The following is a 15339-nucleotide window of genomic DNA, read 5'->3' as shown; positions in this document are numbered from 1 at the left end:
TCGCCATTCCGGTCATTATTGATCGCCTTTTCCGATTAGTGCAGAATACATGCTATGCAGATTGAGCTGATCGAAACCTTTTTGGACCTGTGCCAAACCCAGAGCTTTAACCAAACCGCTGAGCGTTTGGGCGTCACGCAATCGACCGTATCTGGCCGCATCAAGGCACTGGAGGGAAATGTCGGGCGCAAGTTGTTCCAACGCTCGCGCTCTGGCACCGCGCTGACGACCGAAGGTCTGCGATTTGAGCCGCATGCCCGTGCCTTACGCCACGCCTGGGTGACCGCATTGAATGCCGCCCGCGACACGGCCATCGCGGGGGTTACAATGCGGATCGGGTTGCAGCATGACCTGGTGGGCGGCCTGATTAGCCCCTTGATTGGCCAGTTTCGCGCCGCTTTGCCAGATACTGTCTTTTTCTTTGAGGCCGATTATTCATCGCAGATGTGTCTGGATCTTGTGTCGGGCGCGCAGGACATTGCCGTGCTATACACTCCGCAATCCCATCCTGACTTGTATTTCGAAGCGTTGGGCGAGGTAAGCTATGTCATGGTATCCACCATGGTTCCATCGTTGGAACATGTCACCGCAGAAAGCTATATTTTGGGCAATTACGCCCCTGCCTTTTCCCATACCCACGCAGCCATTCTGCCGTCGTTGAACAACGTGTCGCTATCGGTGGGTCAGAATGCAGCGATGGTTGATTTGCTGACCTCTTTGTCCGGCACCGCTTATGTCTTGCGCCGCTCTGCCGATGATCTTGTTGCTGCGGGGCATTGTGGTCTTGTCGCGGATGCGCCCGTGATCAACCAACCTGTTTTTGCCGGGGTCAATCTGCGCAATCGTCACCGCGCCTCATACCGCCGATTGATGCGCGAGCTGGGCCGCCATTTCAACAAACCCCGCGCCGAGCGAAAAGTGGTAAGAACAGCGAAGGTTTTAGGGAAATCGTAGCCCTAAAAACGATTGCGGGCCGTTGGCATACGGCCCGCAACGTCATTCATCGGTCCTGCGTCTAGAATTTGAACTGCGCATTCAGGCTGGCCGCAACCGCAGACGTGTCATTCAGTCCGCGCTGCAATTCGACATCGCCAATTAGGTTGAAACCTGCCCGTTGCTTGTAACTGAACTGCGTCCCGACATAGCCGCCCAGAAAGGCTTCGTCATCCAGCACATCAAAGTCAAATGCGTCACTGATGCCGCCAGATTGGACCAACGTCGCCTCATAAGCGCCTTCGACGCTGAGGCGTCCCAGAATACCGGCCCGCGCTTCGATGTCAAAGTTACCGGCTGTGAAACCAATCGCCATCTGGTTCCGACCGCTCAGCGCTTGGCCGATCCGATCATCAACCCGCAGGTTTGACCCGGTGCTGCCTGTTTCTTCGAACTCATCAAAAGTAGTCAGCGTGTAGTTCAATGCCGCAGATGGCCGCAATTCGGCATTGCCCAGCTTGCGCACCATACCCGTGGAGCTGACCGATGCGTTAAAGAACGTGCTGTCCATCTGTGCCTCGGCCGTTTCGAAATCCGCCGCGACAGCCGTGTCAAAGACCAGACGCTCGCTGTCAAAGCTTTGCCGCCCGACCATGAAGCTGATCGTATTGCGTCCGTCCGCGCGCGGTTCAGTATAATACGCACCGCCGAAATAACTGCCGCCCGAGATGCTCATCGAGGCGGTATCAGTTTCGATCTGCGTCGTGGCGCCGCCCAGCACAAAGCCCAGGTCACGCCCCTGCACCACACCTTCATATCCGGCCACAACGCCCGCGTATTCCTGTGTGTGTGCCAAAGCGAAGCCATCATTTGCGCCGACCGACTGCTGTTGCCCGATCACGCTGGCCCAGACACCCTTGTACCCCGCGTTTTCATCGATCATCGCACGGGTGCTGTCTGTCAGCGCATTTGTGACCTCATTGGAGACCGACGGCGCGGTGAATTCGATGGCAACCACATCGATCTGATCATCGCTTGGGTCTGCATTTGAATCATCTGCAAATGTCACGAATTGCAGGTTTAGATCCTCATCCAGATCGAATTCCGTCACCCCGAAGGTCGAAACCCGGACTGACACGCCTTCTGGCAATACGCCTGCATCGATGGTCAGGCTGTCTTCGCCCAGCCCCAGATCAATCACCCCGGTGAACTGCGTGGTTTCAAGGAATGTCACATCCTGCGACCCAACCCCGCCACTGACAGCCGCAGCTGATCCATCGCCGATGCTGATCAGGCTGCCCGTGTTGATCAGCGATGTTCCTTCGGCCAGCAATTGGACCGCGTCCCCGTCAGACAAGGAACTGTCCACAAGCCCGTCATTGATGATCTGCCCGTTGATGTTGCCCATCGACAGCCCAAACCCGTTATCCGTCGTCTGCCCGTTATCGGCACCAGATAATGCAACGGTCCCGGTATTGGTGATCAGACCGCCCGTCCCGCCTGCGATGCTGACCCCACCACCATTCAGATCTGCGGTGATCGCATTTTCGTTTGTAACCGTTCCGTTATCGCCAGTGATCACGACCCCGGATGTGCCCGAAATCGCATCGGTGTTGCTGACAATAGCGTTTGCCCCATTGAGCGATACCGCCGTTCCTTGTGCGCTGCTGATGATATTTTCGTTTGTCACGGCCAGGTTGTCACCACTGCCAAAGATGCCCGATGACGCGCCGCCGGTGGCCGTAATCTGCCCGGTGTTTTCGATACTGACGTCCGACGCAAATACCGAAACCCCATCCGAGAAAAACCCGGTGCTGCTGAGCCCGCCATCATTTGTAAAGCTGCTGCCTGCGCCGCTGATATTCACCGCCGATGAAAATGCGCCAGATGTGCTGACGGTCGCATCGCCGGTATTTGCGATCACCGCGTCGGTCGCGGACGATTCAATGCCAGAGGCTGACGCACCGGATGTTGTAATCGCGTTGTTGTTGGTTACTGCAGTCCCCGTGCCGCTGACAATGATCCCTTTGGCGTTGTTCGCGCCCGTCGTGATCGCCCCATCATTGGTCACAGAGGCCGCGTCAGCAGCCGTAATCCCGTCAGACCCGTTACCCGCAGTGGTGATATCGCCTGTGTTGCTCAGCGCTGCACCTACTGATGTTGATACGATACCTTCGCTATTGTCGCCTGTTGTTTCGATTGCCGCGTTGTTTGTCACAGTGCCGCCTGTACCGGCCAGATTGATCCCTGCCGCATCCTCGCCGCTTGTTGTGATCTGGCCCTGATTGTTAATCACGGCGTCTGCACCGTTGACCGCGATACCTGTGCCGCCTTCCCCAGTTGTACGGATTTCCCCATCCGCTACGTTTGTCACATTGGCATTATCGCCAATCACACTGATCCCGTTCCCATCCGTGCCGGTGGTTGTGATCGATCCTTCGTTTGTCACAAGCGCATCATCGCCTGTGATTTCGATGCCATCGGCGCTGTCGCCCGATGTTGCGACCAAACCAAGATTGCTGACTACGGCCGCATCCCCTTGGACCTTGATACCCTGCGCGCTGCCACCTGAGGTCTGGATGGTGCCATCGGCTGTGTTCACGACGATCGCATCGGACCCATCCACGCTGATCCCTTGCGCATCGATCCCGGTGGTTGTGATTTGCTCTTCGTTCGTGACCTCGGCACCGCCGGCCTGAACCAGGATACCGTCGGCATCTTCACCAGTTGTGCTGATATTGCCCTGGTTTGTCGCGACCGAGCCCGCGCCCTGAAGGGAAATACCGCTCGCATTGTCCCCTTGGGTCGATAGCAATCCTGCGTTCTGTACCTCTGCATTTTCACCATTGGCCAGAATCGCGTCGGCGCTTTGGCCGGTTGTGGTGATCGCCCCATCTGCGGTGTTGGTTGCAAGGGCCGTGTCCCCACCAATTTCAATGCCTTCGGCGTCGCTACCTGAGGTTATGATCTGATCGGCATTGGTCACTTGCGCCGCATCACCACCTGCGATGATCCCTTCCGCACCTGCGCCTTGGGTTTCAATGGCGGCTGTAGATGTGACACTGGCACCGTTGCCATTTGCTTCGATCCCTTCCGCGGCATCCCCCGACGTTGTAATCGCGCCATCATTGACGACCTGCGCATTTTCCCCATTGGCCACAATGCCTTCGGCATTGTCGCCTGTGGTTGTCACATCGGCTACATTTCCGACAACAGCATTTGCCCCGCCTGCACGGATACCTTCGGAGTCCTCACCGGTTGTGGAAATACTGCCCGCGTTCAGGACAAGTGCATCATCGCCATCGGCCTCGATCCCGGCCGCATCCGTACCGCTGGTATCAATGCTCCCAAGATTGACCACAACGGCGCCCTGACCATCTGCCAAAATACCTTCGGCATCCTCACCTTGCGTGTTGATATCACCTGTGTTGATTGCAATCGCCCCGTCACCAGAGGCCACAATCCCCTCGGCATCTTCGTCAACTGTTTCAACAAGGCCTTGGTTCAGCGCAGCCCCATTGGCCCCGCTGACAACAATCCCATCGGCGCCGTCGCCCAATGTCGAGATGGTTGCGTCTTCGGCGTTGATCGCCTGCGCGTCAAAGGCAGCGGCATCAAAATTACCGTCCTCATCAAGAATGTCTTCGACATCCTGCGCATCAAAATCCGCGCTGACCACAATACCGTGGGCGTTATCGCCATTGGTTGATACCTCACCGGCGTTGGTAACAACCGACCCATCGCCGGTGGCCACGATTCCGGCGCTGTTGTCGCCAAGGGTCTCAACCAGGCCATCATTGGTAATGATGGCGTCTGCCCCGTTACTTTGAATGGCATCAGCCCCGTCACCGGCAGTTGTGATCTCGCCCGCGTTGTCGAGGGTCACATTTGCACCCTCGGCAATGACCCCATCGTTATTGTCACCTGTCGTGGCGATCTGACCACCAACCTGAACATCAAGGCTGTCGCCATCCCCGTCGAGGATCACAGTATCGGTTACGATGTCCCCATCGCTGACCACCACGGCCTGCTGCGCGGCGGCGGGTTGATAGCTGATGATTCCAAGCGTCAGCGCGACATATGAAATGGTGCGTTTGCGGTTGCTGACAGCCAGCGAAGAGAGGGATGGGAAGGTTTGACGAGGCATGATCGTATCCTTTGATAACTCGTTATTCCGTGCCGTTTTGGCCGGTCCACAGGTGTTACGCGTTGGCTCAGGAATTAATTCTTCGTTAACCTTCGTTTTCGTCGCGGGAACAATTTTTACCCGCGTAAAGAAGTAACCGAAACGAATTAAAGTATTGATTCCAAATAATATTTGTGACCCTAAGGTCGTCCAGAAATAATTCACATAAATCTTGCCGAAACCGGTTTCGGACATCACCTTGAGTCGGGGGAGACAAAGACATGTCACAGAAATCCGCAATTATGCCCGCCGAAAGATCTGTTACCCGTGTGACCATCAGCGATGTCGCTGCGGCGTTGAATTTGACAAAATCGACCGTGTCCCGCGCCATGAATGGCTATCCCGATATTTCGCAGGCCACCCAGCTGCGCGTCAAACGCATGGCCGAGCAGATGAACTATCAACCACTCAGCCAAGCGCAGGCGATCAGGACCGGCCGCACAAGATCCCTTGGCCTGGTGCTGCAGCTGGCCGATCACGATGCACAGCGTCCATTCCTGGCCGAATTTCTGGCCGGCCTGTCCGAGGGCGCCACGACAGCGGGCTACACCCTGACCGTCGCATCCGCTGACAGCGACGCCCATTTAACCGAGACGATCCGCGCGCTTTTGCGCGAGCGCAAAGCGGATGGTTTTATTTTACCCCGGTCGATGGTCAATGATCCACGTGTCGCTTTGCTGCGCGCCGCAACAGTGCCTTTTGTTCTTTTTGGCCGACAAGATGACGCGGATGAATGCAGTTGGTTCGATATTCGCGGTGAAGACGCCATGCGTGACGCCGTTTTGCATTTGGCCGCATTGGGACACAGCCGGATCGGCTTTGTGAATGGCGGCACACAATATACATACGCCAAGCTACGCGGCGATGGGTTTGCCCAAGGCATGGCGCAGGCTGGCCTGGAAGTTGACCACAACCTTATTGTAGAAAACGCTGTCACGATGGAGGAAGGTGCCCAAGCCGCATCACGCTTACTTGATATGCCGCATACCCCCACAGCGATTATCTGCGCCCTCGATCAAGTTGCGTTGGGCGTCTATCAGACGGCTGCGGATCGCAAATTGTCGATCGGCCGCGATTTATCTATCATTGGATATGATGGCATTCTGGAGGGGACCCATCTGCGCCCACCGCTGACCACGTTTTCTGTCGACAACAAACAAGCGGGTGCAAAGCTTGCCGCCCTTTTGATCATGCGCATCCAGGGCGCGCCGGCAGAAGAGCTGCGCGAGACTGTTTCGGCGACCTTTATTCAACGCGGATCAACGGGGCCCTGCCCCGTAGCCTAAAGACAAATTAAGACATACAAACGGGAGGAAAATATGAAGATTAGCAAGATGTCATATCTACGTGCAGGTGCAGCCATGGCTGTTGCCCTATCAGCGACGGCCTTATCCGCCGAAACACTGCGGTTTTGGACAATTGAGGAGCAGCCCGAACGCCTTGCCCGGCAAGAAGCGATGGCCGCCGAGTTTGAGGCGGCCACGGGCCATACGGTCGAAGTGATCCCAGTCTCAGAAACTGATCTGGGCACCCGTGCAACGGCTGCGTTTGCGGCGGGCGATCTGCCCGATGTGATTTATCATACCCTGCAATATTCCGCCCCCTGGGCCGAGGCTGGTATTCTGGATATTGATGCCGCGACCGATGTCATCGATGCGTTGGGACTGGGCACTTTTGCCAGCGGGGCACTTGAAATGGCCGCAGCTGATGGTGGGTTTGCCTCGGTTCCGGTGGATGGCTGGACGCAGATGCTGGTCTATCGCGCCGATCTTTTTGCGGAAAATGGATTGGAGCCGCCAAATTCCTACGCCAATGTGCTTGCCGCTTTGGAAGCCCTACATAATCCACCGGAGATGTATGGTTTTGTCGCCGCGACCAAAATTGACGAAAACTTCATGAGCCAAGTGCTGGAGCATGTTTTCCTCGCTAATGGCGTTTCGCCGGTTGGCCCCGACGGTGTGCAGCCCCTGGATGAGGCGGCGACGATCGAGGTGCTGGAATTCTACAAAGCCATTGCCGAGGCATCCCCCCCGGGTGATTTGTATTGGGATCAGTCGCGCACCCTATATTTTTCTGGCAATGCCGCGATGATTATCTGGTCGCCTTTCATCCTGGATGAGCTGGCTGGTCTACGTGACAGCGCCCCACCAACAATCAACGATGATCCGCAAAGCCGTGATCTGGCTGCCGCAACCGGCGTCGTCACCAATTTTGCAGGACCATCCAACCCCGATGGTGCCGCCTGGGGCGATGTTCGGTATTTTGGCATCACATCGGATGCATCAACCGATGCGGCCATGGAATTTGTCCAATTCTCAATGTCTGATGGCTATGAGCAGACACTTGCCATTGCGCCAGAAGGGAAATTCCCAGTCCGCCGCGGCACCGAAGATGATCCGACCGCCTATGCGGATCTTTGGGCCACGCTGGATGTCGGTGTCGACCGCAAGGCCCCGCTTGGTGATCTTTATGAAGCATCCATGATTGAAGAAATCGTCGGCGGTCTTGATGTCGCCCAGCGCTGGGGTGTGACGGATGGCCAGCTATCGGCCGCCTCGGCCATTATCAACGCACAGGTCATCAACCGTTTGGTCCGTGAATATATCGACGGTGAACGTGATGCGGCGGCAACCGTGGCCGCGCTGAACGACGCTATCGCGGCCGTTCAATAAACGCGCATCCCGCCCCGGACTTGATCCGGGGCCTCTGCCGGACGCCAGTGGTGGAGGTCCCGGATCAAGTCCGGGACGGGTGATCCGATACGTAGTCTGGGGAACCGATGTCTGAACTTTCACCGCCCACTGGCACCGGCCCATTGGCAAAACGCGAGGCCCGCTTGGCTTGGGGCCTGCTATTGCCAACGCTGACAGCTGTCGCACTGGTCATTCTGTTGCCTCTGATTGCTATTTTTTGGATTTCCTTCAAACCCGTTGAGCTTGCCGATTTGCGTGCGCCTGAAGTGGTCTTGCGCGAAGACATTCGCGGCGATGACGACGCTGTCGGGGATGAAGCCGTGATCCGTTATCGGTTGCGCAATTCCTCGCAAGATCAGCCGATTGCCGGCGTCACATTCGCTGACACCCTCCCCCTTGGCCTGAACGTGCAAGAGGTTGATCCACGCTGCATCCTCGATGATCGCGCCCTGCGCTGCGATCTGGGTGACTGGGATCCAGGCACACGCGAGACGATCACACTGCCTGTCATCATCGAACAGGCCTATCTGGACGGCGGCTTGCGTCCGCAAGACAGCCCGGCCAGCACCACTGGCACCTCATCAAATGTGCTGACCAATGCCACGTTCACGTTGGACAATTTCAAGCGTCTCTTCAGCGGCGACGAATTTTTCGAGGTTCTATGGGTCACGCTGTTCTACACAGTGTTCGGCACAATTGGGGCCCTTGTTGTCGGGCTGTTCGCGGCACTGTTGCTGAATAAATCATTCCGCGGGCAAGGCATATTGCGCGGTCTATACCTGTTTCCTTATGTCGCCCCGGTCATCGCGGTCGCCTTTGCCTGGCTGATTTTGTTCGACCCCTTCTCGGGATCGGCCAATGCGCTGCTAGTGCAAATGGGCGTAACGCCCCAAGCCATCAACTTTTTTGGTGAACGTCCGCTGGCGCTGATCATGGTGACGATCTTTGAGATTTGGCGCTATTTTCCATTATCCTTCCTGTTCATTCTGGCCCGGATGCAGAGCATCGACAGCGACATGTATGAGGCCGCCGATATGGATGGTGCCTCGCCTTTTCAGCAATTCTGGTATTTGAGCGTGCCGCAATTGCTGGGCATTCTCAGCGTGCTTTTCCTGCTGCGCTTTATCTGGACCTTTAACAAGTTCGACGACATTTTCCTGCTGACGGGTGGCAATGCGGGCACCCGCACCCTGACAGTCAACGTGTATGAACAGGCCTTTGCTGTATCGAATATCGGGGCGGGTGCGGCTGTGGCAGTTGTGATCTTTGCCTGCCTGCTGACCTTTTCGGTCTTCTTTCTGAAATACATCAGCCAAGAGGAAGGGCTATGAGAGCGCTGCGCTTTAACGCTGTCACCAGCCCACTTCTGGGGGCGCTTTGGATGGTGGTCCTGTCGACGACCATCGCTGTCATCATGAGCTTTGCCACCGGCGCCGCCTTTCGCCCGCATCTGCTATTTGCCTTGTTCTGGGGCGGTATCATCGGCTGGACCATCGGCCATCGGTTGGGTGATTTTTGGGGCGAGGTGATGGGAACGATTGCCCTTGCCATCCTGATCGTGATGGGTTTCGGCCCATTGAGCATTGGCACTGAGACGGGATGGTTTCCGTCTGCATTTGCCGCCATCGCGCTATCAACGGCCTTTACCTATTCGGTCCATGTGATTTTGGATGACCTGCCCCACGGTGCCTTGAACCGCCATGAATTCGAACGCGCTGTGATCCGTTTTCTAACCGGGTTTGGCTACATCTTTTTCTCGGCCATCGTGCTGATCCCATTTTATGTGATGGTGATGACCAGCTTCAAAAATCAAGCGGAGCTGATGCAGAACCCGCTCGATTTTTCGATTGATTTGTCAAAAGGGGCCGCGCTTTTCCGATCCTATGATGAGCTATTCACGCAGTTTAATTTTGGGACCTATCTGTTCAACTCGTTCTTCATTTCGGTCCTGACAGTGATCATCACGCTCGCTTTTGCGATCCCGGGGGCCTATGCGGTCGCGCGCCTTCGCTTTCAGGGGCGCGCCCTTTTTTCCCGGTCGATCTTGCTGATCTACATGGTCCCGATGATCGTGCTGGCCTTGCCGATCTATATCGCATTTTCCACAACCGGGCTGCGCAATACGTTCAGCGGCATCGTGATGATCTACCCGGTCACCACCATCCCCGTCGCCCTTTACATGCTACAAGGCTATTTTCGCGGGTTGCCCGCCGAGGTCGAAGAGGCCGGCCTGATGGACGGGCTAAGCCGTCTTGCCGTCATCTGGAAAATCACCTTGCCGCTTTCGCTGCCCGCGCTTGCCTCGGTGTCGCTATATGTTTTCATGATCGCCTGGAACGAATTCCTGCTCGCCTTCATGCTGCTGGATGATCCATCGAAATTCACGCTGACACGCGGCATCGCGTCGCTGAACTCATCCGAGATTCCGCGCCAACATCTGATGGCGGGCTCTGTAATTGCCACCGTTCCGATCATGGCCCTGTTTCTTGGGCTTGAGCGCTTTATGACAAAAGGGCTGACCGCCGGGTCAGTAAAGGGATGATATGCACCTGACCGAACAAGCCCGCGCGACGCTGCGCCTGAATGACAAGGGCCGCTATACCCTGCCGACCCATGGGCTTTATCCTTATCAGTGGAATTGGGATAGCGCATTTGCCGCGTGGGGTTTTACAACCTTTGACCCGGATCGCGGGTGGACCGAGCTTGAAACCTTGCTGTCGGGCCAATGGGATGACGGGATGGTTCCCCATATTCTGTTCCATCGCCCCGACCCTGGATACTTTCCGGGGCCGGATGTCTGGCAAGGGCGCGGGCCGATCCCTTCCTCTGGCATCACACAGCCCCCCGTGGCCGCGACATTCATGGCCAAGATGCTGGCAATGGACCCGGCAGGCGCCCCGCGTGCACGTGCCCTTTGGCCAAAACTGCATGCATGGCATCGTTGGTTCATGACCTGGCGGCTGGATCGCGGGGCTGTCTGTGTCACCCATCCATGGGAAGCTGGGCGCGATAATGCACCCGACTGGGATAATGCGATGCGTGCAATCGATGTGCGCGATGTCGGTGCGTACACCCGGCGCGATACCACACATGTTGATCCGGCCATGCGCCCCACAAAATACGATTACGATCGCTATCTAAAGCTGGTGCAGCTGGGCGTTTCGGTGAATTGGGACCATGGCGCGCTGGCCAAGATCAACCCGTTTCGCGTGGCCGATCCCACGATGACGTTCACCTTGCTGCGCGCCCTGCGCGATATGATCACGATGGGCCGCCGCTTTGGCGAGGATGTCGCGGAAATTGAAGACTGGATTGCCACATTGGAAGCTGGCGCCGAGACTCTGTGGAATGCAGATATGCAATGCTATGATAGCCGCGATGTGCATAGCGGAAAGTTTAACGATGTCTTGTCCAACGCGTCGGCGCTGTGCTGGTACGCTGGCCTGAATGACCAACGCGCCCGCCCTGCAATTGAACGGATGCTGGACGCAGCCACATATGCGCTACCCAGTTTTGACCCTGCCGCTGTTGGTTTTGATCCTTTGCGGTATTGGCGCGGGCCGACATGGCCTATCATGAATTATCTTGTCGGTTCGGGCATGGAAGAGCAGGGCCTATCTGATTTGGGTCGGCGCATCCGCGACGATACTGCCCAGTTGATCAGCCGCCATGGCTTTGCTGAATATTACAATCCGCTTGATGGCACCCCCGCCGGGGGCGAGACGTTCACCTGGACCGCGGCTGTCTGGCTAGGCTGGGCCAGTGATCATCGCGAAGATAAACGGGGGGCAGCCTGATGTCGTCGATCACCCTCAAATCCGTTGAAAAATGGTATGGCACGGCGCAAGTTATCAAGGGCGTCGATCTTGAGATCAACGAAGGCGAATTCGTGATCTTTGTCGGCCCCTCTGGATGCGGAAAATCCACCCTTTTACGTATGATCGCCGGGCTTGAGGAAACATCCCGTGGCCAGATCATGATCGGTGACCGTGATGCGACTGCCGAGCCACCCAATAAGCGTGGTCTGGCGATGGTCTTTCAATCATACGCGCTGTACCCGCATATGTCGGTGCGCGACAATGTTGGCTTTCCGTTGAAATCTGCCGGGCTTTCAAAGTCTGAGGTAGCCGCCAAAGTGGACGAAGCCGCACGCGTTCTGAAACTGGATGCCTATCTAGATCGTCGTCCCAAGGACCTTTCAGGTGGGCAGCGCCAACGCGTGGCGATTGGACGCTCGATCGTGCGCGACCCCACTGCATTTTTATTTGATGAGCCGCTGTCGAACCTCGATGCCGCGCTGCGTGTGGAAATGCGATATGAGATCGCAAAACTTCATCAGCAGCTGAAATCGACGATGATCTACGTCACCCATGATCAGGTCGAGGCGATGACACTGGCCGATCGGATCGTGGTGCTTGAGTTCGGAAAGATCGCACAGGTGGGCACCCCGCGCGAGCTGTATGAGAACCCGGCCAATCTGTTTGTCGCGCAATTTATCGGCTCGCCCCGGATGAATGTGGTTCCGGCCACTACGATCACTGGACGCGATCTACCGACAGGTGCGATATCCATTGGGATGCGCCCCGAACATATTGATTTGGTGTCGCCGGGCACTGGCCAATTGGATGGCGTGGTCGACCTGCTGGAATATCTTGGCGCCGACACCTTTGTGATTTTGAACTGCGGCGATGCCGGTCAGATTACAGTACGTGTAAATGGCAATACCGCGTACAAGGTCGGTGATCAGGTCGGTCTATCGATACCAGAGGACAATTTGCACGGGTTTGACCAGGACGGTTTGCGTATCACTTAGTATCTCACGGCCCCAAAAGGGCGCTTACAACTTATTGTTGCGTGTGATTAAGTGCGGCAGGAGCCCTGCTATGTTCGTAAGTCCCTCTGCGTCTGGTTGTCGCCATATGATTTGGAAAAAGCGCCTCTTTTTGCTTTTTTGCCAAGTGCTTACGCTTGGCATTCTAGGCACGCCTGTCGCCGCGCAAGAACGCCAAACGTCACTGAATGGCGGTCTGTTACCCGGCATGGCGATCGTTTTGATCCTGTTGTTGCTTGGCCTTCTTTATTGGCAACGGCAGCGGTATCGGGTCCGCGTGGTTGCATTGGAAAAGCGGCACGCCAGCCGTGAACATGCGCTCAAGCAACAGGTTGACAAGCTGACCGAGGATCTGGCCCAATCCCATCGGGAATTGGACGAATTTGCGCATATTGCCAGTCATGACCTGAAAGAGCCCCTGCGCGGCATCAGTATCAACGCCAATTTTCTACTACGCGAGGAATTGCCCCCCAAAGCGCGTGAACGGGCTTTGCGCATGAACGAGCTGTCGGGCCGCATGCAGCAGTTAATCTCGGATCTGCTGTTTTTCTCGCGGCTTGGCCATAATGATGGGCCAAGCGATCTGGTCGAGCCGCATCAGGTGATCGACACGATCCGCAATGAATTATCCGGTTGGCTGGCCGAACGCGGTGGCGAGATTATCGAAACAGGTCCGATCCCCACCCTTTTGGCAGCAAGGGTCGACGTAAAAACCATCCTGCAAAACCTTATCCTGAACGGGATCAAGTATAATGAAAATGCCCAAAAGCATGTTGAAATCGGCTTTGTCAGTTCGGTGGAGATCAACGGCCAAACGCTGAAAGATGCGATTTTTGTGCGCGACAATGGGATTGGCGTCAGCGACCAGCATCACGAAAAGGTCTTTCAGATTTTCAGCCGCCTTAACAAACGTGAGGACTATAGATTTCTTGCCGATGAAGACCCTGGCACGGGCTCTGGCCTCGCGTTCGTGCGCAAGATCGTTGCGCAATATGGCGGGATTGTCGATTTCACGTCTGAGCTTGGAACAGGATCAACCTTCTACGTCACACTTCCCTTAGCGCCAGAGGCGGCGTAAAAAGTCTACAACAGCTTTGGGGCGATTTAGTGAAAACAAAAACAACCTTTGATTATTTTGCATCCCTCTACCGGTGTGGCGGAGTACCCACAATATGATTTCAGTTCTGCTGATAGATGACAGCCCTGAAGAACAAGAACTGGTTGCCGACCTGTTGCAAAACGGAAAGTCAGATGTAGACGTCATCGGCTGTTTTGATGGTGCGGGCGCCATGCGTCACGCCAAAGAGCAGGCCTTTGATTGCGTCCTGCTTGACCTGCGCCTTGATGGCGAGGATGGGTTGGACGTTCTGGCCAAGCTACGCGAAGCCCGCCCAAATCTGCCGGTCATTGTTCTTACAGGTCAGGGCAATGAACAAGCTGCAACCGATGCCTTTTTGGCTGGTGCGTCCTATTACCTGCCTAAACGCGATCTGACAGCGGCAACGCTTTGGACTGCGATTGATCGCGTGATGGAACACACCGCAAACCAGCGCGAATTAAACACGAAACGCAAGGCGCTTGAACGCTCAAACCGGTTGGATGCCGTGGGTCAATTGGCCGCCGGCATCACCCATGATTTCAACAATCAATTGGGCGCGCTGCGGTATTGCATTGAATTTCTAAAACCGACGGCCGTGACCGATAAGGCAAAACAACAGATCCACACCGCCCTGAAAGTGATTGAGGAAAGCAAAAACCTGGCTGGGCGATTGGTTGCCTTGTCCCGCAATACCGACCACGCGGTCAATTCCGCCCCTCTGCGCGCGACAATGGCTGATCTGCGCGCCTTGGCGGCCGCGTCGGTTGCAGCGCAGGTGATGTTGGATATCGCTGAGCCGGAAGACCTTGTGGCCTGCTGCGACCCCGGCCAATTGCTGAATGTGCTGCTGAACCTCGTCCTGAATGCCGATGATGCCATTCGCGCCACGGGCGGTATCGGTACGATATCTGTCCGCGTCACACAGGAAGACGACATGCTGCACATTCGGCTGCGTGACAATGGCTGCGGAATGTCCCCGGATGTCATGGCCCGCTGTAGCGATCCGTTTTTCACAACAAAGCAGGATCGCAATGGTACGGGCCTTGGCCTGGCGATGGCCCAAAGCTTTGTCCAGGACAACAACGGCAAATTGCTGCTGCAATCAGAGGAAGGCCACGGCACCGAGATCTGCCTGATCTTACCGGTCGGATCTAAGCCCACAAACATAGTCGACGAAAGCACCACGACGGAAACAGCCAAGCCGTCAAATGCCCGCATTCTGCTAGTGGAGGATCAATCAATCCTAGCTGTGATGACCAAGGAAATTATCGCGCAGGATGGCTATGATGTTGAGATGGTCATGACCGGCGAAGCCGCGCTGACCTTTATCGAGGCTGGTGCAAAGCTTGATCTGATCATCACCGATATCAAGATGCCCGGTTTGGATGGGCTAGAGCTCGCGCGCCTGGTCCGCGCCCAGCATCCAACGATGAAATTCATTTATCTGACGGGCTATACTGAAAAGCTGGATCACCATGATGAGGCCACGCTTGGCCCCGTCCTGCATAAGCCGGTTGAGCCTGACGCCCTGATGGTTGCCATACGATCGGTGCTTAGCGCCGACTGACCGGGGACCCCGATCTGCCCTCTTGCACCT

Annotated in this window: 10 protein-coding genes; 9 read left to right on the top strand and 1 reads right to left on the bottom strand. The window is 56.1% G+C overall.

Annotation, left to right across the window (positions count from 1 at the left end; genetic code table 11):
- The first annotated feature begins 54 nt into the window (after positions 1-54).
- Entirely contained in the window at positions 55-954 is a 900-nt protein-coding gene (locus tag AABB29_RS09560) for a LysR family transcriptional regulator (protein ID WP_341367139.1), read from the top strand.
- 61 nt (positions 955-1015) lie between these two features.
- On the opposite strand, the gene AABB29_RS09555 is transcribed toward AABB29_RS09560, so the two are convergent.
- Positions 1016-5080, bottom strand: coding sequence for a hypothetical protein (locus AABB29_RS09555; RefSeq protein WP_341367140.1), 4065 nt, complete (start codon positions 5078-5080; stop codon positions 1016-1018).
- A gap of 260 nt (positions 5081-5340) precedes the next feature.
- On the opposite strand from AABB29_RS09555, the gene AABB29_RS09550 reads away from it, so the two are divergent.
- From AABB29_RS09550 to AABB29_RS09515, 8 genes are all read left to right on the top strand, one after another.
- The gene (locus tag AABB29_RS09550) at positions 5341-6405 is read left to right on the top strand and encodes a LacI family DNA-binding transcriptional regulator (protein ID WP_341367141.1); all 1065 of its coding nucleotides are present in this window, start codon (positions 5341-5343) and stop codon (positions 6403-6405) included.
- A 33-nt stretch (positions 6406-6438) separates the two neighbouring features.
- Positions 6439-7791 (top strand): extracellular solute-binding protein, encoded by a 1353-nt coding sequence (locus tag AABB29_RS09545; protein WP_341367142.1) that lies wholly within the window; start codon positions 6439-6441, stop codon positions 7789-7791.
- Positions 7792-7898: 107 nt separating this feature from the next.
- On the top strand, positions 7899-9143 hold the full coding sequence (locus AABB29_RS09540; RefSeq protein WP_341367143.1) for a sugar ABC transporter permease: 1245 nt from the start codon (positions 7899-7901) through the stop codon (positions 9141-9143).
- Positions 9140-10354, top strand: a complete 1215-nt coding sequence (locus AABB29_RS09535; RefSeq protein WP_341367144.1) for a carbohydrate ABC transporter permease — start codon at positions 9140-9142, stop codon at positions 10352-10354. The genes AABB29_RS09540 and AABB29_RS09535 overlap by 4 nt, the downstream gene beginning before the upstream one ends.
- 1 nt (position 10355) lies before the next feature.
- The gene (locus AABB29_RS09530; protein WP_341367145.1) at positions 10356-11609 is read left to right on the top strand and encodes a hypothetical protein; all 1254 of its coding nucleotides are present in this window, start codon (positions 10356-10358) and stop codon (positions 11607-11609) included.
- Positions 11609-12625, top strand: coding sequence for an ABC transporter ATP-binding protein (locus AABB29_RS09525; RefSeq protein ID WP_341367146.1), 1017 nt, complete (start codon positions 11609-11611; stop codon positions 12623-12625). The genes AABB29_RS09530 and AABB29_RS09525 overlap by 1 nt, the downstream gene beginning before the upstream one ends.
- Before the next feature lie 130 nt (positions 12626-12755).
- On the top strand, positions 12756-13721 hold the full coding sequence (locus AABB29_RS09520; RefSeq protein ID WP_341367147.1) for an ATP-binding protein: 966 nt from the start codon (positions 12756-12758) through the stop codon (positions 13719-13721).
- A gap of 94 nt (positions 13722-13815) precedes the next feature.
- Positions 13816-15309, top strand: a complete 1494-nt coding sequence (locus AABB29_RS09515; protein ID WP_341367148.1) for a response regulator — start codon at positions 13816-13818, stop codon at positions 15307-15309.
- Positions 15310-15339: the final 30 nt, after the last annotated feature.

It is taken from the genome of Yoonia sp. BS5-3 (genome assembly GCF_038069655.2).
Lineage (GTDB): Bacteria > Pseudomonadota > Alphaproteobacteria > Rhodobacterales > Rhodobacteraceae > Yoonia > Yoonia phaeophyticola.
This window is presented reverse-complemented; position numbering and strand designations above follow the sequence as displayed.

Excerpts from the sequence above, each read along its gene's own strand:
- AABB29_RS09515 (WP_341367148.1), top strand. The coding sequence starts at position 13,816 with ATGATTTCAGTTCTGCTGATAGATGACAGCCCTGAAGAACAAGAACTG.
- AABB29_RS09530 (WP_341367145.1), top strand. The coding sequence starts at position 10,356 with ATGCACCTGACCGAACAAGCCCGCGCGACGCTGCGCCTGAATGACAAG.
- AABB29_RS09545 (WP_341367142.1), top strand. The coding sequence starts at position 6,439 with ATGAAGATTAGCAAGATGTCATATCTACGTGCAGGTGCAGCCATGGCT.
- AABB29_RS09540 (WP_341367143.1), top strand. The coding sequence starts at position 7,899 with ATGTCTGAACTTTCACCGCCCACTGGCACCGGCCCATTGGCAAAACGC.
- AABB29_RS09550 (WP_341367141.1), top strand. The coding sequence starts at position 5,341 with ATGTCACAGAAATCCGCAATTATGCCCGCCGAAAGATCTGTTACCCGT.
- AABB29_RS09535 (WP_341367144.1), top strand. The coding sequence starts at position 9,140 with ATGAGAGCGCTGCGCTTTAACGCTGTCACCAGCCCACTTCTGGGGGCG.
- AABB29_RS09560 (WP_341367139.1), top strand. The coding sequence starts at position 55 with ATGCAGATTGAGCTGATCGAAACCTTTTTGGACCTGTGCCAAACCCAG.
- AABB29_RS09525 (WP_341367146.1), top strand. The coding sequence starts at position 11,609 with ATGTCGTCGATCACCCTCAAATCCGTTGAAAAATGGTATGGCACGGCG.
- AABB29_RS09555 (WP_341367140.1), bottom strand. The coding sequence starts at position 5,080 with ATGCCTCGTCAAACCTTCCCATCCCTCTCTTCGCTGGCTGTCAGCAAC.